The 18,616-nt window shown below is 62.7% G+C and carries 21 protein-coding genes; 15 read left to right on the top strand and 6 right to left on the bottom strand.

Features of this window, described 5'->3' with window-relative positions; genetic code table 11:
• Positions 1 to 11 precede the first annotated feature (11 nt).
• Genes GQA94_RS01445 through pilG form a run of 3 tightly spaced genes read right to left on the bottom strand, consistent with a single transcriptional unit; the run spans position 12 to position 1,404 of the window.
• Positions 12 to 548 carry a chemotaxis protein CheW gene (locus GQA94_RS01445; RefSeq protein ID WP_158186390.1) on the bottom strand — a complete coding sequence of 179 codons (537 nt, stop codon included), beginning with the start codon at positions 546 to 548 and terminating at the stop codon, positions 12 to 14.
• 38 nt (positions 549 to 586) lie between these two features.
• The gene (pilH, locus tag GQA94_RS01450) at positions 587 to 952 is read right to left on the bottom strand and encodes a twitching motility response regulator PilH (protein ID WP_158186391.1); all 366 of its coding nucleotides are present in this window, start codon (positions 950 to 952) and stop codon (positions 587 to 589) included.
• A gap of 44 nt (positions 953 to 996) precedes the next feature.
• A complete protein-coding gene (pilG, locus tag GQA94_RS01455; protein ID WP_019339789.1) occupies positions 997 to 1,404 on the bottom strand; it encodes a twitching motility response regulator PilG in 408 nt (135 codons plus the stop codon).
• 236 nt (positions 1,405 to 1,640) lie between these two features.
• On the opposite strand from pilG, the gene gshB reads away from it, so the two are divergent.
• From gshB to GQA94_RS01490, 7 genes are all read left to right on the top strand, one after another.
• A complete protein-coding gene (gshB, locus tag GQA94_RS01460; protein ID WP_158186392.1) occupies positions 1,641 to 2,603 on the top strand; it encodes a glutathione synthase in 963 nt (320 codons plus the stop codon).
• A gap of 175 nt (positions 2,604 to 2,778) precedes the next feature.
• On the top strand, positions 2,779 to 3,675 hold the full coding sequence (locus tag GQA94_RS01465) for an energy transducer TonB (RefSeq protein WP_158186393.1): 897 nt from the start codon (positions 2,779 to 2,781) through the stop codon (positions 3,673 to 3,675).
• 80 nt (positions 3,676 to 3,755) lie between these two features.
• Positions 3,756 to 4,325 carry a YqgE/AlgH family protein gene (locus GQA94_RS01470; protein WP_158186394.1) on the top strand — a complete coding sequence of 190 codons (570 nt, stop codon included), beginning with the start codon at positions 3,756 to 3,758 and terminating at the stop codon, positions 4,323 to 4,325.
• Positions 4,322 to 4,750, top strand: a complete 429-nt coding sequence (ruvX, locus tag GQA94_RS01475; RefSeq protein WP_158186395.1) for a Holliday junction resolvase RuvX — start codon at positions 4,322 to 4,324, stop codon at positions 4,748 to 4,750. Before GQA94_RS01470 ends, ruvX begins: the two co-directional genes overlap by 4 nt.
• 19 nt (positions 4,751 to 4,769) lie before the next feature.
• A complete protein-coding gene (gene pyrR / locus GQA94_RS01480) occupies positions 4,770 to 5,282 on the top strand; it encodes a bifunctional pyr operon transcriptional regulator/uracil phosphoribosyltransferase PyrR (RefSeq protein WP_158186396.1) in 513 nt (170 codons plus the stop codon).
• A gap of 10 nt (positions 5,283 to 5,292) precedes the next feature.
• Complete coding sequence (locus GQA94_RS01485; RefSeq protein ID WP_158186397.1) at positions 5,293 to 6,309, top strand: aspartate carbamoyltransferase catalytic subunit; 1,017 nt, start codon at positions 5,293 to 5,295, stop codon at positions 6,307 to 6,309.
• Positions 6,309 to 7,580: a dihydroorotase gene (locus GQA94_RS01490; RefSeq protein WP_158186398.1), complete on the top strand. Its 1,272-nt coding sequence runs from the start codon at positions 6,309 to 6,311 to the stop codon at positions 7,578 to 7,580. Before GQA94_RS01485 ends, GQA94_RS01490 begins: the two co-directional genes overlap by 1 nt.
• A 50-nt stretch (positions 7,581 to 7,630) precedes the next feature.
• Here the strand turns inward: GQA94_RS01490 and GQA94_RS01495 are convergent, their stop codons facing one another.
• Positions 7,631 to 8,029, bottom strand: coding sequence for an NINE protein (locus tag GQA94_RS01495; RefSeq protein WP_158186399.1), 399 nt, complete (start codon positions 8,027 to 8,029; stop codon positions 7,631 to 7,633).
• Positions 8,030 to 8,165: 136 nt separating this feature from the next.
• On the opposite strand from GQA94_RS01495, the gene GQA94_RS01500 reads away from it, so the two are divergent.
• Positions 8,166 to 9,377: a putative DNA modification/repair radical SAM protein gene (locus tag GQA94_RS01500; protein WP_158186400.1), complete on the top strand. Its 1,212-nt coding sequence runs from the start codon at positions 8,166 to 8,168 to the stop codon at positions 9,375 to 9,377.
• Complete coding sequence (locus tag GQA94_RS01505; RefSeq protein ID WP_158186401.1) at positions 9,377 to 10,219, top strand: TIGR03915 family putative DNA repair protein; 843 nt, start codon at positions 9,377 to 9,379, stop codon at positions 10,217 to 10,219. Before GQA94_RS01500 ends, GQA94_RS01505 begins: the two co-directional genes overlap by 1 nt.
• Here GQA94_RS01505 and GQA94_RS01510 read toward each other — a convergent pair.
• A complete protein-coding gene (locus GQA94_RS01510; protein WP_158186402.1) occupies positions 10,216 to 11,361 on the bottom strand; it encodes a PilT/PilU family type 4a pilus ATPase in 1,146 nt (381 codons plus the stop codon). The genes GQA94_RS01505 and GQA94_RS01510 overlap by 4 nt on opposite strands.
• A gap of 83 nt (positions 11,362 to 11,444) precedes the next feature.
• Complete coding sequence (locus GQA94_RS01515; RefSeq protein ID WP_158186403.1) at positions 11,445 to 12,479, bottom strand: type IV pilus twitching motility protein PilT; 1,035 nt, start codon at positions 12,477 to 12,479, stop codon at positions 11,445 to 11,447.
• A gap of 66 nt (positions 12,480 to 12,545) precedes the next feature.
• On the opposite strand from GQA94_RS01515, the gene GQA94_RS01520 reads away from it, so the two are divergent.
• From GQA94_RS01520 to metW, 6 genes are all read left to right on the top strand, one after another.
• Complete coding sequence (locus GQA94_RS01520) at positions 12,546 to 13,259, top strand: YggS family pyridoxal phosphate-dependent enzyme (protein ID WP_158186404.1); 714 nt, start codon at positions 12,546 to 12,548, stop codon at positions 13,257 to 13,259.
• Between the two features lie 12 nt (positions 13,260 to 13,271).
• Positions 13,272 to 14,099, top strand: coding sequence for a pyrroline-5-carboxylate reductase (proC, locus tag GQA94_RS01525; RefSeq protein WP_158186405.1), 828 nt, complete (start codon positions 13,272 to 13,274; stop codon positions 14,097 to 14,099).
• 9 nt (positions 14,100 to 14,108) lie between these two features.
• The gene (locus GQA94_RS01530) at positions 14,109 to 14,699 is read left to right on the top strand and encodes a YggT family protein (RefSeq protein WP_158186406.1); all 591 of its coding nucleotides are present in this window, start codon (positions 14,109 to 14,111) and stop codon (positions 14,697 to 14,699) included.
• 116 nt (positions 14,700 to 14,815) lie between these two features.
• Entirely contained in the window at positions 14,816 to 16,777 is a 1,962-nt protein-coding gene (locus tag GQA94_RS01535) for a dynamin family protein (RefSeq protein ID WP_158186407.1), read from the top strand.
• A 79-nt stretch (positions 16,778 to 16,856) separates the two neighbouring features.
• Positions 16,857 to 17,996, top strand: a complete 1,140-nt coding sequence (gene metX / locus GQA94_RS01540) for a homoserine O-succinyltransferase MetX (protein WP_158186408.1) — start codon at positions 16,857 to 16,859, stop codon at positions 17,994 to 17,996.
• 9 nt (positions 17,997 to 18,005) lie between these two features.
• Complete coding sequence (gene metW / locus GQA94_RS01545; protein ID WP_158186409.1) at positions 18,006 to 18,605, top strand: methionine biosynthesis protein MetW; 600 nt, start codon at positions 18,006 to 18,008, stop codon at positions 18,603 to 18,605.
• Positions 18,606 to 18,616: the final 11 nt, after the last annotated feature.

Here is an 18,616-nt window from a genome sequence, read left to right on the forward strand (position 1 = left end):
CCCCACCTAAATCAATACGCTACGTCCAGAAATCGCTGATGCGCGGCGAGCGCGTGCGGGCTGAACACCAGCCACGGCTGCTCGCGCTGAAAGACGCCATGGATGAAAGGCTGGATCGACGCTTCAACCGGTGGCAACTGTTCGGAGAAGGCATCGACCGGAAAATGCTGCATGCCGAACACCTCGTCGACCGTCAAACCGGCAAACACATCCTGGTGATCGACGACCAACACCCGCCGCTGCTTGCGCAACGGGGACAGTTCCAGACCGAAATAACCGCACAGGTCCATGATCGGCAACAGCCTGCCGCGGACGTTCGCCACCCCCTTCACCCAGGCTTTGACGCCGGGCAGCAAGGTGTAGCGCGGTTCGTGGAGTATCTCGCCGACCTCCCCCATCGGAGCCACGAACAGTCGCCCCCCCATTCGAAAACCGATGCCAGCCCAGGTTTGGATGGCCTCTTGCTGCGAAGGCAATCCGGCAGCCAGCGCTCGGCAACGGGCATCGATTTCCAGAAGTCGCTGAAACGGCGTAGGCGTATTCGACATGCTGGCAACATCCCTTGTCCGAATGACGAAACCGCTGATTAACCGGCGAGTACCGCGTTCAGGGTTTTCAATAAGGTCGCTTCATCCACGGGCTTGGTCAGGTAATCCTTGGCGCCTTGACGCTTGCCCCAGACCTTATCGGTTTCCTGGTCCTTGGTGGTCACAATGATCACCGGAATGTGACTGGTTTCAGCATCTTTGGTCAGTTGGCGAGTCGCCTGAAAGCCATTCAGGCCGGGCATGACGATATCCATCAGGACGACGTCCGGCTTTTCCTGGCGAGCGAGCGCTACGCCATCGGCGCCGTTTTCGGCTTTCAGGACGACATGGCCATGCTTCTCGAGCATGGCCGTCAGCTTGTACATCTCGGTCGGCGAGTCATCAACTATCAGAACGCGAGCCATGGTTTCTCCGTGGGAAAGGCTTCAGCGGCACACAGGGCCGAACTTCAGGATACTTGCTCTACGGGTGCGAAATCAGGCACGTGCGCCTTGATGGCACCCAGCAACTCTTCTTTGCTGAAAGGCTTGGTGAGGTATTGGTCCGACCCCACGATCCGCCCCTTGGCCTTGTCGAACAGGCCATCCTTGGATGACAGCATGATCACCGGGGTGGACTTGAAAGAACTGTTGTTCTTGATCAGCGCGCAGGTCTGATAGCCATCCAGCCGGGGCATCATGATATCGACGAAGATAATGCGCGGGTGGCTATCGGCAATCTTGGCGAGCGCATCGAAGCCATCCACCGCTGTAATCACATCACATCCCACTTTCTTCAGCAGCGTTTCAGCGGTGCGACGAATCGTTTTCGAATCGTCGATCACCATGACCTTCAAGCCCTCGGAGTGCTGTTCCATTTCGCCCTACCATCGCCTCGGTGAGTCGTAGTTTATCGTTATGTCAGTGCGCCAGAGGCCCTGTCATCGATGGGCTGCACCCAATCGCCGGACCTTTTTAGCACACTCCTCAAGTGCAAGCTATCTGCCGCCAGGGTAACCGGATTTTCCTTGACCCAACGCACAACCGCCGCCAATCTGCGTCGATATTTCAAGCCCCTGGCAGCTCCGTTCTGCCTTTCGTTGGAGATCATCACATGACTGTTCGCGTCGGGATCATCATGGACCCAATCGCGCAGATCGCCTTCAAGAAGGACAGCTCCCTGGCCATGCTCCTGGCAGCCCAGGCCCGCGGCTGGACGATCTACTACATGGAACAGCGCGACCTCTACCAACTCGGCGGCGAAGCCCGAGCCCGCATGCGCAGCGCGAAGGTTTTCAACGACCCTCAGCGCTGGTACGAGACCGGGGAGGAGATCGACGGCCCGCTGGCCGAACTCGATGTCATCCTGATGCGCAAGGACCCGCCCTTCAACAGCGAGTACGTGTACGCGACCTACCTGCTTGAGCTCGCCGAGCAAGCCGGTACGCTGGTGGTGAACCGACCGCAAAGCCTGCGCGATTGCAACGAGAAGTTCTTTGCTACCCAGTTCCCGCAATGCACGCCGCCGACGCTTGTCAGCCGACGGTCCGACATTCTGCGGGAGTTTGCCCGAGAGCAGCGTGACATCATTCTCAAACCATTGGATGAAATGGGTGGTGCATCGATTTTCCGCCACCGCGAGGGCGACCCCAACCTTTCGGTCATCCTCGAGGTGCTGACCGAGCACGGCAACCGCCAGATCATGGCGCAGCGCTATATCCCGGCGATAAAGGATGGCGACAAACGAATCCTGATGATCGACGGCGAACCCGTACCCTACTGCCTGGCGCGCATTCCGGCGGCGGGCGAAACCCGCGGCAACCTCGCCGCGGGCGGACGAGGCGTTGCGCAACCGCTTTCCGATCGGGACAAAGAGATTGCCGCCATCGTCGGCCCCGAATTGCGCAAGCGCGGGCTGCTCTTCGTCGGCCTGGATGTGATTGGCGACTACCTGACCGAGATCAACATCACCAGTCCGACCTGCATCCGCGAGATCGATAATGCGTTCGATACTCGCATTGGCGAGCGCCTGATGGACGCCATCGCTGCAAAACTGCAAGGTCGATCCAACGCCTAGCGTCAGCGTCGGTTGGCCTGGCAGGCCAACCGACATTCCATCCCGCCACCGGCAGACATGAGCTGTGCCGCGCCGCAAACCCTTGGTCACTGACGCACCAAAGCTGCCGCCTGGTTCATAGACTTTTGCAGGCGTGCTGGGCAGACTGCGCGCACTTCGAGCCGACTGAAATGCAATGAACGCCGCTACACGCCAACCCATTCCCGCCTCTACCGGCGTCCGCCCGGCGGACCGTCTCGGCTTCACGATCTTCCTCGCGGCCGCGCTGCATGTCGCCCTGATTCTCGGGCTCGGCTTCACCCTGTCCGAGCCCAGGCAGATCAGCAAGACGCTCGAAATCACCTTGTCGACCTTCAAAAGCGAAGACAAGCCGAAGGAAGCCGATTTCATCGCCCAGGATAACCAACAGGGCAGCGGCACGCTGGAGCACAAGGCGTCACCCAAAACGACGGAGCAGGCGCCGTTCCAGGACACCCAGGTGCGCAAGGTCACGCCGGCCGCCTCACCGCCGCCGAGCAACCGCAGCGAAGCGCCGAAAACGGCGGTCGCGACCCGCGCGCCACAGCCGGACAAGACACCGGTGAAGCCGCAGAAGAACAAGCCACAACCACAGGCGCAGCCCGCGCCCGTCTTCGACAGCTCGCAACTCAGCGCGGAAATCGCCAGTCTCGAAGCCGAGCTCGCGCAGCAGGTAGAGCAGTACGCCAAGCGGCCTCGCGTCAGCCGCCAGAACAGCGCCGCGACCATGCGGGACATCAGCGCCTGGTATCGTGATGAATGGCGCAAGAAAGTCGAGCGTATCGGGAACCTCAACTACCCGGACGAGGCACGCCGCCAGCGTATTTACGGAAGCCTGCGCATGCTGGTGATCGTCGACCGCAACGGCGCGGTACGGGAACTTCGGGTGCTCGAGTCCTCTGGACAGGCGGTACTCGACGAGGCCGCGATGCGCATCGTCCGGCTCGCAGCGCCCTTCGCACCCTTCTCCGGAGAGTTGGCGCAGAAGTTCGATCAGGTTGAAATCATCAGAACCTGGCGCTTCGAGCGCGGCGACCGGCTATCGAGCCGCTGAGCCGGGGAGTCGGTCGCACACGTGCGCAAGCCAACGCGCGTGGCTTCACGGGCTCGCCCGCAACGCTTAAGCTAGCAACCATGAAAGCGACCGCGCCCCATTACCTCAAGCATCACTTCCTGATGGCCATGCCGCACATGGCCGACCCGAACTTCGCCCAGACGCTGATCTATCTGGTGGAGCACAACCGGGACGGCGCGATGGGGCTCATCGTCAATCGCCCGAGCGGACTGAATCTGGCGGACGTCCTCGAACAATTGCGTCCGGGCGAACCCGTGATCCCCGCCTGCCAGCACCTGCCCATCTTTTCCGGCGGCCCGGTCCAGACCGACAGGGGCTTCGTATTGCATCCGGCCGACGCCCAATTCCAGGCCACACTCGGTTTGGGCGAACTCGGCGTCACCACTTCCCAGGACGTGCTTTTCGCTATCGCCGACGGCTACGGCCCCAGTCCACACTTCATCGCGCTCGGCTACGCGGGCTGGGAGCCGGGCCAGCTCGAAATGGAGTTGGTCGAAAACGCGTGGCTGAGCTGCCCGGCGCAACCGCACATTCTCTTCGACCTGCCCCACGACCAGCGGCTCGCGGCTGCAGCCGCATCGCTGGGGGTCGACCTCAGGCATCTCAGCACCCAGGTCGGCCACGCATGAGTGCCCTGCGCCTGCTGCTGGGCTTCGACTACGGCACCAAGCAGATCGGCGTCGCGGTCGGCCAGGCGATCACGGGCCAGGCCCGGGAACTGTGTGTGCTCAAGGCCCAGAACGGCGTGCCCGACTGGTCGCGGATCGAAGCGCTGCTGCTCGAATGGCAACCGGATGCGCTGGTGGTCGGCCTGCCGCTCAACATGGATGGCAGCCCGAGTGAAATGAGCAGCCGCGCCGAGAAATTCGCCCGGCGCCTCAACGGCCGCTTCAACATTCCGGTGCACACCCACGACGAACGCCTGACAACCTACGAAGCCAAAGGCGAGCGCCTGCGTAGCGGGCAGCACGGAGGCTACCGCGAGCGCCCCGTCGACGCCCTCGCCGCAGCGCTTTTGCTGGAAGGCTGGCTGACCGCACAGCGGGCCCTCTGACGCGTATCAAGGAGAAACGATGACCCTGCCGAACCCCGACCAGCTGCTGCCCGAAATGGCGGCTGCACTGGAGCAACACCTGAGCAGCCATGGCATATCGGAGCCCCTGTTCATCGGTATCCACACCGGTGGCGTCTGGATTGCCCAGGCATTGCTGGAACTGCGTGGCAAGCAGGAGGCGCTCGGCGTGCTGGATGTGTCCTTCTATCGCGACGACTTCACGCAGAACGGCCTGCATCCACAGGTTCGCCCATCGGCACTGCCGTTCGAAATCGAAGGCCAGCACCTGGTACTGATCGACGACGTGCTGATGAGCGGACGCACCATCCGTGCGGCACTCAACGAGCTGTTCGACTATGGCCGGCCCGCCAGCGTCAGCCTCGTCTGCCTGCTGGATCTCAACGCCCGTGAGCTTCCGATCCGGCCGGACGTGGTCGGCGCGACGCTGTCTCTGCCGCCGGACAAACGGGTGAAACTGCTCGGCCCGGCTCCGCTCGCCCTTGAGTACAAGACCCTCGCATCCGCCAACTGAGACCCTCGCGATGACGCCTACCGACGCCAAGCGCCCGCTGCAGCTGAACGACAACGGCCAGTTGCGCCATTTCCTGTCCCTGGACGGTTTGCCGCGCGCACTGCTCACCGAAATCCTCGACACGGCCGACTCCTTTCTAGAAGTCGGCGCCAGGGCCGTCAAGAAGGTCCCTCTGCTGCGCGGCAAGACCGTCTGCAATGTCTTCTTCGAAAACTCGACGCGCACCCGCACCACCTTCGAATTGGCGGCCAAACGCCTGTCGGCGGATGTGATCACGCTGAACGTGTCGACCTCATCGACCAGCAAGGGTGAAACCCTTACCGATACGCTGCGCAACCTCGAAGCGATGGCGGCCGACATGTTCGTCGTGCGTCACGCTGATTCGGGCGCCGCACACTTCATCGCCGAGCACGTCTGCCCGGACGTCGCGATCATCAATGGCGGTGACGGACGCCACGCGCACCCCACACAGGGCATGCTCGACATGCTGACCATCCGTCGACACAAGGGTGATTTCGAGAAGCTGTCGGTGGCCATCGTTGGCGACATCCTGCATTCGCGTGTGGCCCGTTCCAACATGCTCGCGCTGAAGACCCTCGGCTGCCCGGACATTCGTGTCATCGGTCCGAAAACGCTACTGCCGATCGGCCTGGAGCAGTACGGCGTCAGTGTCTTCCACGACATGAACGAAGGCCTGCGCGATGTCGATGTGGTGATCATGCTGCGCCTGCAACGCGAACGCATGCAGGGTGGACTGCTGCCCAGCGAGGGCGAATTCTACCGCCTCTACGGACTGACCACGCAGCGCATGGCGCTGGCCAAGCCGGACGCCATCGTCATGCATCCGGGCCCGATCAACCGCGGCGTCGAGATCGAATCGGCGGTGGCGGACGGGACCCAGTCGGTGATTCTCAACCAGGTGACCTACGGCATCGCGGTTCGCATGGCGGTGCTCTCCATGGCCATGAGCGGCCAGACCGCCCAGCGCCAGCTCGAAACCGAATACGCTGCCGAGGAGCAGAACTGATGCCCACCGAAATCCTCGGCGCTCGCCTGATCGATCCCACCAACGGGCGCGATGAAGTCACTGACATTTACTGCCAGGACGGCTTGGTCGTCGCCATCGGCCAGGCACCGGCAGGCTTCAACGCGGTGCACAGCATCGACGCACAGGGACTGATCGCCGCCCCCGGGCTGGTCGATCTGTCCGTTGCCCTGTGCGAGCCGGGCTACAGCCGCAAGGGCAGCATCGCAAGCGAAACACTGGCCGCCACTGCCGGCGGCATCACCAGCCTGTGCTGCCCACCGAACACCAAACCCGTGCTGGACACCGCCGCGGTCGCCGAGCTGATTCTCGACCGCGCCCGCGAGTCCGGTCATGCCAAGGTCTTCCCGATTGGGGCCCTGACACGCAACCTGGCGGGTGAGCAGCTCGCTGAGCTGGTGGCGCTACGCGATGCCGGCTGTGTCGCCTTCGGCAATGGCCTGACCAACTTCGCCAGCAACCGAAACCTGAGCCGCGCGCTGGAATATGCAGCGACCTTCGGCCTCACCGTGATCATGCATTCCCAGGACGCCGATCTGGCCGCGGGCGGTCTGGCCCATGAAGGCCCGGCGGCCGCGTTTCTCGGCCTGGCCGGCATCCCCGAGACAGCCGAAACCGTGGCTCTGGCGCGCAACCTGCTGTTGGTGGAACAGACCGGCGTACGTGCGCACTTCAGCCAACTGACGACCGCCCGCGGCGCACAGATGATCGCCGATGCTCAGGCGCGCGGCCTACCGGTCACCGCCGATGTGGCGATGTATCAGCTGATCCTGACCGATGAAGCGCTGCACGGTTTTTCCAGCCTTTACCATGTGCAGCCGCCCTTACGCAGCGCCCGCGACCGTGACGGCCTGCGCGAAGCGGTCAAGGCCGGCGTTATCTCGGCGATATCCAGTCACCACCAGCCTCACGAGGTGGACGCCAAACAGGCGCCGTTCGGCGAAACCGAGCCTGGCATCAGCAGTGCGGAAATCCTTCTTCCGCTGGCACTCACGCTCGTGGAGGATGGCCTGCTCGACCTGCCGACTGCACTCGCCCGCCTAAGCAGCGGCCCGGCCGCCGCGCTGCAGCTACCCGCCGGGCGCCTGGCTGTCGGCGACGCCGCGGATCTGGTCCTGTTCGATCCGGCCAGCTCTACGCTGGCGGGCGAAGTCTGGCATTCCAAGGGCCGTAACTGCCCCTTCATCGGCCATTGCCTGCCGGGCGCGGTGCGCCACACGATTGTCGACGGCAGGCTCGCCTTTCAGGGCTGACCGCGTGCTAGCGGTCCGCCCGCGAGGGGCCGGACCGCTGGAGCGCCTCGTTACCCGCGCTTTTCCAGGTTGCGCATCGATACCTGGCTGTTCAGCGTCCAGAAGTCATAGAGCACGCCCACGAAAAACAGCCCGCCGGTGCACAGGTAGATCAGCCCGGTAATCCATTTCCCCTGGTACATGCGGTGTACACCGAAGACACCCAAGAAGGTCAGCAAAATCCAGGCGACGGTGTAGTCGATAGGCCCCGGCTGGAAGCGCAGATCGGCCTCTCGGTCCATCGACGGAATCAGAAACAGATCGATGATCCAGCCGACGAAGAACAAGCCAAGCGTGAAGAACCAAATCGTGCCGGTGATCGGCTTGCCGTAGTAGAAGCGGTGGGAGCCGAGGAATCCAAAGATCCACAGAAGGTAGCCAATCAAGGTGCTGTGGGTGTTCTGCCGCATCTGAGCCTCGCTGTCGGTTGGGTATTGCCTCGCTGAGCTTATCCGATTCCCGTCCGGTTGAAGTGTCTGCCGAACGGCCATCGTGAACCAGAGGCACCGTGATACTGTATATACAAACAGCATCGCGACGATTCCCATGCAACTGATCGATAAACTCAGCGTCCTGGCCGACGCGGCCAAGTACGACGTATCGTGCGCCAGCAGCGGCGCACCGAAACGCAGTTCGAAGGGCCGTAGCGGGCTGGGCGCCACCGATGGCATGGGCATCTGCCACAGCTTCACCCCGGACGGTCGCTGCGTGGCGTTGCTGAAGATTCTGCTGACAAATTTCTGCCTGTACGACTGCCAGTACTGCGTGAACCGTCGATCCAGCGACGTACCACGCGCACGCTTCACGCCGGAAGAAGTCGTGACGCTGACCCTGGATTTCTACCGGCGCAACTGTATCAGCGGCCTGTTTCTCAGCTCCGGCATCATTCGATCCGCCGACTACACCATGGAACAGCTGATCCGCGTGGCCAGGCTGTTACGCGAAGAGCATGAATTTCGCGGCTACATCCACCTGAAGACTATCCCGGACGCGGACCCGCTGCTGATTGCCGAGGCCGGCCGCTACGCCGACCGGCTCAGCGTCAACATCGAACTGCCGACCGAGTCCAGCCTGATCCGTCTCGCACCGGAGAAACAGGTCGTCACCATCAAGCAGGCCATGCATGCCATCCACGAGGGCGAAACCGAAGCCCAGACGGAGAAACGCGCACCGCGCTTTGCTCCCGCCGGCCAAAGCACCCAGATGATCGTCGGCGCCGACGCCACGGATGACAGCACCATTCTGCACACCGCGCAGTCGCTTTACGGCAGCTACCGCCTACGGCGCGTCTATTACTCCGCGTTCAGCCCAATCCCCCACAGCCCGACGACCGTGCCGTTCGAGGCGCCACCGCTGCTGCGCGAGCATCGGTTGTACCAGGCCGACTTCCTTATGCGCGGTTATGGCTTTCGTGCTGGCGAGCTGCTCGCCGGGCCCGGGAACCTGCCGCTGGACATTGACCCGAAGCTCGCCTGGGCGCTGTCCAACCGTGAACACTTTCCGGTCGACTTGAATCGGGCCGAGCCCGCGTTGATCGCCCGCATTCCTGGCATCGGCCTACTCAGCGCCAAGCGACTGGTCGCCCTGCGCCGGCAGAAACGCATCCGCTATGAAGATTTGACGCGCCTTCGCTGTTCCCTGGAAAAAGCCAAACCTTTCATCATCACCCAGGACTACCGGCCGAGCCTGGCCCATGCCGATTCGGCACAACTGCGCCAACGGCTCAGCGAGGGGCCGGTACAGATGGGTTTGTGGTGATGCGCCAGGTGCGCTTCGACGGCAGCTTCGATGGCTGGCGCGACGCTGCCCGTGACCTGCTCCGGAGCGCGATCGCGCCTCATCGGGTCGAGTGGCTCGGCGGCAACGATACGGGCGGCCTGTTCAACGAGCCCGATGCGTTCGAAACACTCGACCCGATCTCGACCCCGGCGCCGCGTATCCCGCGGTCTTTGATCGACGAGCTGGAAATCGCTGCACGCTTTCGCACGAGGGACCGCTGGAGCCTGCTGTACCGGATTCTCTGGCGAGTCGCGAACGGCGATCGAACCGCCAGGCTGGCCGGTGATGTCGACGGCAGCGAGCTGCAGGCGCGCATCAAGGCCGTACGCCGCGAAGCGCACCACCTGCACGCCTTTGTGCGCTTTTACCCACTGGAGGCCGAGCACGCTCCGGACTATGTCGCCTGGTTCGAGCCCGCCCATGACATTCTGCTCAGCGCGTCGTCGCCCTTCGCAGACCGCATGGGCCTGCACTCCTGGCTCATCGCGACGCCCGATGATGCGGTGTTGTGGGATGGCCAGACTATGCACTACTGCAACCGATGCCCGGCACGCTGGCGTGAATGGGCGCAAGGCACCAAGGACAGGGGCGCCGAGCTGTGGAACGCCTATTACCAGAGCACCTTCAATCCGGCCCGGCTCAACCCTGACGTGCTGCAAGGCCATCTACCGGTACGCTTCTGGAAAAACCTGCCAGAAGGCCCGCTCATCCAACAATTGATGAGTCGCGCGCGGGCCGGTGCGCAGCGTGATGGCCAAGCCGAAAGCGTTGCCACCCGGGCCGGCAAGCGCATCGGGCAACCCCGGCACCGCATCGATTAACGAAAGCTGCGGCCTGGGTCGTCGTCACTGACCTCCAGGGTCAAGCCCTGCGAGATGCTGGACAGGTGCTCACTATCGGTTTCGGAGTCCAACTTGATCATCAGGCGAAGATCATTGGACGAGTCGGCATGAAGCAAGGCGTCTTCGTAGGTAATCTCGCCCTGCACATAGAGGTTGTAGAGTGCCTGGTCGAAGGTCTGCATACCGAGGTCGGTGGAGCGTTTCATCAGCGACTTGAGTTCGTGTACCTCGCCCTTGCGGATCAGGTCCGCTGCGAGCGGGGTATTGATCAGCACCTCGATCACCGCGCGGCGACCTTTCCCATCCGGGGTCGGGATCAGTTGCTGAGCGACGATGGCCTTGAGGTTCAGCGACAGGTCCATCCAGACCTGCTGTTGCCGATCGGCCGGGAAGAAGTTGATGATCCGATCCAGCGCCTGGTTGGCGTTGTTGGCGTGCAGCGTGGCCAGGCAGAGATGGCCGGTTTCAGCGAACGCGACCGCATAATCCATGGTTTCGCGGGTCCGCACTTCGCCGATAAGAATTACGTCAGGGGCCTGGCGCAGGGTGTTCTTCAGCGCCACATCGAAAGAGTCGGTGTCGATGCCGACTTCGCGCTGAGTGACGATGCAGCTCTGATGCTGGTGGATGAACTCGATGGGGTCTTCAATGGAGATGATGTGCCCGCTGGAGTTCTTGTTGCGGTAGCCGATCATCGCCGCCAGCGACGTCGACTTGCCGGTGCCGGTCGCCCCAACGAAGAGCACCAGGCCGCGCTTGGTCATGGCGAGCTTCTTCAATACATCCGGCAGTTTGAGCTCTTCGAGGGTCGGAATGTTGGTTTCGATACGGCGCAACACCATGCCCGCGAGGTTGCGCTGATAGAAGGCGCTGACGCGAAAACGGCCGATGCCCCGCGCACTGATGGCGAAGTTGCATTCATGATTTTCTGCGAACTCCCGGCGTTGCTGCTCGTTCATCACGGCGTGCACCGTTTCGCGGGTCATCTCCGGCGACATCGGCGTCTTGTTCACCGGCAGGATCTTGCCGTTGACCTTCATCGACGGCGGCACACCAGCCGTGATGAACAGATCGGAGCCGCCTTTTTCCACCATCAGGCGCAACAGTTTCTCGAATTCCATCGTCGTTCTCGTATGCGTTTGGGCGAAACCGCGTAAAGGCTAATCGGAAGGGCCGGCTTCGGCGGCCGGGCCGCTCCCCCGGCTTAGAAATTTTCCGGTTGCTTGGCTTTTTCCTTGGCACTGTCGCGCGAAATAAGCCCCTTGGCCAGGAGCCCCTTCAAGCAGGCATCGAGGGTCTGCATGCCCAACGAACCGCCGGTCTGGATCGAGGAATACATCTGCGCCACCTTGTCTTCGCGGATCAGGTTTCGGATCGCCGGCGTGCCAATCATGATCTCGTGCGCGGCGACCCGGCCACCACCGACCTTCTTCAGCAGTGTCTGTGAAATCACAGCCTGGAGCGACTCGGACAGCATCGAGCGGACCATCGACTTCTCTTCCGCGGGAAACACGTCGACCACCCGGTCGATGGTCTTGGCCGCCGAGGTGGTGTGCAGAGTGCCGAACACCAGATGGCCGGTTTCCGCTGCGGTCAGCGCCAGGCGGATGGTTTCCAGGTCACGCATTTCACCGACCAGGATGATGTCCGGGTCTTCACGCAGGGCCGAACGCAACGCTTCGGAAAAGCCGAGCGTGTCTCGATGCACTTCGCGCTGGTTGACCAGGCACTTCTTGGATTCGTGGACGAATTCGATCGGGTCCTCGATGGTCAGGATGTGGTGATACTTGGTGTTGTTCAGGTAATCGAGCATCGCGGCCAGCGTTGTCGATTTACCCGAACCGGTCGGCCCGGTGACCAGGACCAGCCCACGCGGCACGTCGGTGATCTTGCGGAAGACCTCGCCCATGCCAAGATCCTCCATGGTCAGGACCTTGGAGGGAATCGTCCGGAACACGGCGCCGGAACCGCGGTTCTGATTGAAGGCGTTGACGCGAAAGCGAGCGACGCCGGGCACTTCGAACGAGAAGTCGGTTTCGAGGAATTCCTCGAAATCCTTGCGCTGCTTGTCGTTCATGATGTCGTAGATCAGGGCATGAACCTGCTTGTGGTCCATCGCGGGGAGGTTGATCCGGCGCACATCGCCGTCAACGCGGATCATCGGCGGCAAACCGGAAGACAGGTGCAAATCCGACGCACCCTGCTTGGCACTGAAGGCCAGCAGCTCTGTGATATCCATGGGACTCCCCAATTACAAGCAAGCAGGTAGAATGCCGCGCAGACCCTAAGGTGGCAGGCGCAGGTAATGTCCACGATAGCGAACAATATTGCAAAGGTCGCAACGCGCATCCGTGAGGCGGCGCAAGCTGTGGCGCGTGATCCCGACGAGGTGCGCCTGTTGGCGGTCAGCAAGACGCAACCGGCCGAGGCCATCCGCCTGGCCTGCGATGCCGGCCTGCAGGATTTCGGCGAGAACTATCTGCAGGAGGCCCTGGAAAAACAAGCCAGCCTCAGCGACCTTTCAGTGACCTGGCATTTCATCGGACCCATTCAATCGAACAAGACCAAGCTGATCGCCGAACACTTTGACTGGGTCCATTCGGTGGACCGTCTGAAGATCGCCCAGCGCCTCTCGGATCAGCGCCCTGCCCACCTGCCAGCGTTGAACGTCTGCCTGCAGGTCAATGTCAGTGGCGAGGCCAGCAAATCCGGCTGCGACCCCCAAGCCGTATATCCCTTGGCGCACGCCATCGCCGCACTCCCTCGCTTGCGCCTGCGCGGCCTGATGACAATACCCGAACCCACCGAGGACCCCGCCGAACAACGCGCCGCGTTTGCCCGCCTGCGGCAGTTGCAGAACGGGCTCGACCTCGAACTCGACACGCTTTCGATGGGCATGAGCCAGGACCTGGAGGCCGCTATCGCCGAGGGGGCCACCTGGGTCCGTGTCGGCACTGCCCTGTTCGGCGCCCGGTCACCTGCATCGCCGATCGCTACCGCTGCCCCACCGCATGAATAAGGAATTCCATCCATGAGCACACCCCGTATCGCCTTCATTGGCGGTGGCAACATGGCTGCCAGCCTCATCGGCGGCTTGCGTGCCCAAGGCTTCCCGGCGGCATCGATCTGCGCCAGCGACCCCGGCGCCGACAAGCGCGCCGACCTTGAAACCAGCCATGGCATCGCCACCTTCGCCGATAACGGCCAGGCGCTGACCGCTGCCGATGTCGTCGTGCTGGCGGTCAAACCGCAGGTCATGCAGGCCGTCTGCCGTGATCTCGCGGCGCATTTGCAACCGAACCAGCTGATCGTATCGATCGCGGCCGGCATCACCTGCGCGAGCCTTCAACGCTGGCTGGGCGAGCAGGCGCCTCGGCCAATCGTGCGTTGCATGCCGAATACACCCTCGCTGCTGCGTCAGGGCGTCAGTGGCTTATTCGCCAACGCCCAGGTCAGCGAGGAGCAGAAACAGCAGGCCGAGCAATTGCTGTCGGCTGTCGGCCTGGCGTGCTGGCTGGACGAGGAAGCCCTGATCGACGCCGTAACCGCGGTGTCCGGCAGCGGCCCGGCGTATTTCTTCCTGATGATCGAAGCCATGACCGCGGCCGGCGAGCAACTTGGCCTGCCACGCGCGGTCGCCGCCCAACTGACCCTGCACACCGCCTTGGGTGCCGCACGGATGGCCTGTGAAAGCGATGTCGAGGCGGCTGAGCTGCGCCGTCGGGTCACCTCGCCGAACGGAACCACCGAAGCGGCGATCAAAGCATTTCAGGCGGGCGGTTTCGAGGCCCTGGTCCAACACGCAATGAATGCAGCCGCGCATCGCTCGGCCGAACTCGCCGAACAACTGGGCAACTAAGGAGCCTTCATGTCGCAACTCTCGCAAGCCCTGATCCTGATCGTCCAGACGCTCGGCAGCCTCTATCTGCTGATCGTGCTGCTGCGTTTTATCCTGCAACTGGTCCGGGCCGATTTCTACAATCCGCTGAGTCAGTTCATCGTGCGCGCCACGCACCCACTGCTCAAGCCGCTGCGCCGGGTAATCCCGAGCATCGGCGGGCTCGATCTGTCGTCACTGGTGCTCGCCATCGTGATCCAGTTGCTGCTGATGGCGGCGATCCTGATGCTCGCCTACGGCGGTATCGGCAACCCGCTGCAACTGCTGGTGTGGGCCGTCATTGGCGTAACCGGGCTGTTCCTGAACATCTTCTTCTACGCCCTGATCATCAGCGTCATCCTGTCCTGGGTCGCACCCGGCAGTCACAACCCCGGCGCCCAGTTGGTCAGCCAGATCTGCGAACCGGTGCTGGCGCCCTTTCGCCGCCTGCTGCCCAATCTCGGCGGACTGGATATCTCCCCGATTTTCGCGTTCCTTGCCATCAAGCTGCTGGACATGCTGGTCATCAACAACCTGGCGATGATGACGCACATGCCCAACATCCTCCGCTCGCTGATCTGATCGTCGCGCCGGCCCCTTCACATGCGGCCTTTGAGCGGTGGTTCACAACCGCTCGATTGACCCGCACGGGGCGGCTGGGATAATCACCCGATCCGCCCTTCAGGGACACCACGATCATGGAACGACTCGACCGGCAAGTGGATGCCTACGTCACCTGGAAGCGGGACCTGGTCCGGGAGATCACGCGGTATCGCAGCTGGCTCGTACAGCACCGCCTCAGTTCCGAGGCGGTCGACGCCAGGCTGGATCGCGCGCTCAAACTGCTGCGCACCGATCACATCACCCTGGCCTTCGTCGGCGAATTTTCGCGCGGCAAGACGGAGCTGATCAACAGCCTGTTCTTCTCCGGATACGGCAAACGCATCCTGCCCTCGCGCGCGGGCCGCACCACCATGTGCCCGACCGAGCTGTTCTTCGACCCCCGTGCGGAGCGCTCCTACATCCGCCTGCTGCCCATCGAGTCGCGCCTGGACGATACCGGCATCGCCCAGCTCAAGCGCCACCCGCAGGCCTGGCAGGACATCACGCTGGACCCGGACAACCCGGACGCCATGGTCGAAGCCTTCAACCAGGTCGCATCCACGCGGTCGATGCCCATGGAGCAGGCCATTGCGCTCGGTTTTCCGCCCGACTCGCTGGAGCACTCGGAAACCGTCGGCGAAGTGATGGTGCCGGCGTGGCGGCACGCATTGGTCAACTTCGATCACCCCCTGTTGCGCCAGGGGCTGCGCATTCTCGACACACCGGGCCTCAACGCGCTGGGGAGCGAACCGGAGCTGACCCTGTCGATGCTGCCGAATGCGCAGGCGGTGATCTTCCTGCTGTCGGCCGACTCCGGCGTGACCGCCAGCGACATGGACATCTGGCAGCAGCACATCCATCAGCTCAACGATGGCGATCGGCAACGTCTGTTCGCTGTCCTGAACAAGATCGACGTGCTCTGGGATGACGTATGTGGCGACGTCTTCGTCAACGACGCGATCCAGCGCATGCAGTCCAGCACCGCCCAACAACTGGGGATCGCGGTCACCGACGTGCTCCCGCTTTCGGCCAAGCAGGCCTTGCTCGCCCGGATTCGCGGCGATCAGGCCCTGCTCGAACGCAGCCGGTTGCTGGCGCTGGAGCAGCTGCTGTGCGAGCGCATTCTGGGGCAGAAGGAACGTCTGCTGGAGCAGCAGGTGGTGCGCCAGGTCCTTGCGCTGCTGGAGAACAGCCAGCACATCCTCACCCAGCGGCTGGCCAAGGTCCACGAACAGCGCGAACTGCTCGATAATCGTCGTCAGGATAGCGGCCAACTGCTGTTGGAGCTGACCGCCCGCACCCGTCACGATCACAATCAGCACCACAAGCGCCTGCTGCAGTTGAAGACCAACCAGCGCCTGCTGCAACGCCAGGGTGAATTGCTACGCGGTACGGTGCGCGCCGAGCGGCTGGAGGAACATCTGGCACGGCTGCGCCGCAGCCTGACCGGCAGCCTGACCACCCTGGGCATCAACCTCAGCATCCTGCACTTCTTCCGCTCGGTCGAGCAGGACCTGAACGCCCTGGAGAACGAGGCGGCACTGGCGAACAAGGTCGTCTCGGCGATCTACGGTCGCCACAATGACGAACACCCGCTGCACGGCGTCGACGCTCCGTTGTTCCGCCTCGAGCCTTACCAAGCAGAGCTGAAGGGCCTGCAGGCCAAGGCCGACCAGTTTCGCCTGCAACTCAAGACGCTGCTGACCGAGCAGCGCACCCTGACCCGACGCTTCTTCGCCACGCTGGTACAGGAAGTCATCGGCATGCATCAGCGGCTGCGCCAGGAGGCCGAACAATGGGCCGATGAGGCGCTGATGCCGCTGATGCAGTATTCGCTGCAACACAAGCAGCAACTCGAGACGCACATGCTGCAGCTCAAGACCCTGGCACAAGACGCCCGGCAAAGCAGCCAACGCACCAGCCTGCTGGCGCGCTACAGCCTGGAGCTGGAGCAGCAGCTCGCGCAGGCCGGGGAGATGCTGCGACTGCTGCGGCGTCCGCCGCCGATCCGTCGCCAGGGTAAGATCGTCAGCCTGTCAGCCACCCGTCTGGGCTGATCGGCGTTGCGATTGAGGATGAATTGAGGCGCGCTAACCTTTAGACTTTGCCGCCTTCTTCCAGAACGAGCCAGGGTCGATGCCCACAGCTATTCCAGCCGATTCCGTTGGTCTGGTAAGTCCGAAGGTCGAGCATTTCGCCGAGCCGCTGGCACTTGCCTGCGGCCGCGCGCTCAACGACTACCAGTTGATTTACGAAACCTACGGTGAACTGAACGCCGCGCGCAGCAATGCCGTGCTGATCTGCCATGCACTGTCGGGCCATCACCATGCGGCCGGCTTTCATGACATGAGCGAGCAAAAACCCGGCTGGTGGGACAGCTGCATCGGGCCGGGCAAGCCCATCGACACCAACCGCTTCTTCGTGGTCAGCCTGAACAACCTCGGCGGCTGCAATGGCTCGACCGGTCCCAGCAGCATCAATCCAGCGACCGGCAAGCCCTACGGTGCGGAATTTCCCGTGGTCACCGTGGAGGATTGGGTCAACAGCCAGGCGCGGCTGGCCGATGTGCTGGGGATCGAGCAATGGGCTGCGGTCGTTGGCGGCAGCCTCGGCGGCATGCAGGCGATGCAATGGACCATGAGCTATCCCGAACGGGTTCGCCACTGCGTCGCCATCGCCTCGGCGCCGAAGCTGTCGGCGCAGAATATCGCGTTCAACGAAGTGGCTCGCCAGGCCATTCTGTCCGACCCCGAGTTCCACGGCGGGCACTTCCAGGAGCAGAACGTGATCCCCAAGCGCGGCCTGATGCTGGCCCGGATGGTGGGCCACATCACCTACCTGTCCGACGACGCCATGGGCACCAAGTTCGGCCGCGGTCTGAAGAGCGAGAAGCTCAATTACGACTTCAACAGCGTCGAGTTCCAGGTCGAGAGTTATCTGCGCTACCAGGGCGAGGAATTTTCCAGCCGCTTCGACGCCAATACCTATCTGTTGATGACCAAGGCGCTGGACTACTTCGACCCGGCCGCTGCCTATGGCGACGACCTCGCCCAGGCGCTGTCGATCGCCAAGGCGGACTTCTGCGTGATGTCCTTCACCACCGACTGGCGCTTCTCGCCCGAGCGCTCGCATGAAATCGTCGACGCGCTGATGGCGGCCCGCAAGAACGTCTGTTACCTCGAAATCGACGCCCCCCAGGGCCACGATGCGTTCCTGATTCCCATCCCTCGTTATCTGCAGGCGTTTCGCGGCTATATGAACCGCATCGTCGTATAAGGAAGCCCCATGCGCGCCGATCTGGACATCATCCAAGACTGGATACCGGCTGGTAGCCGCGTGCTCGACCTCGGTTGCGGCAACGGCGAGCTGCTGGCGTGGTTGCGAGACAACAAGCAGGTCAGCGGTTACGGCCTGGAAATCGATCCCGAGAACATTGCCGCCTGCATCGAAAAAGGCGTCAACGTCATCGAGCAGGACCTCGACAAGGGGCTGGGCAATTTCGCAAGCGACAGCTTCGACATGGTGGTCATGACCCAGGCTCTGCAAGCGGTGCATTACCCCGACGTGTTGCTCAGGGAAATGCTGCGGGTCGGCCGCGAATGCATCATCACCTTTCCCAACTTCGGACACTGGCGTTGCCGCTGGTACCTCGCCAGCAAGGGTCGCATGCCCGTCTCGGAGTTTTTGCCATACACGTGGTACAACACGCCGAACATCCACTTCTGCACATTCGAGGACTTCGAACGGCTGTGCCACGAACTCGGTGCGCGTGTGCTCGAGCGCCTGGCGGTGGATCGTCACCACAAGCATGGCGTGGCGAGCCGCCTATGGCCCAACCTGATCGGTGAGATCGGTATATACCGTGTCATCGGTGCGGGCCGCTGAACCGCTTCATC

The sequence above is a fragment of the Stutzerimonas stutzeri genome (assembly GCF_009789555.1).
In the GTDB taxonomy this organism is placed as follows: Bacteria; Pseudomonadota; Gammaproteobacteria; order Pseudomonadales; family Pseudomonadaceae; genus Stutzerimonas; species Stutzerimonas stutzeri_R.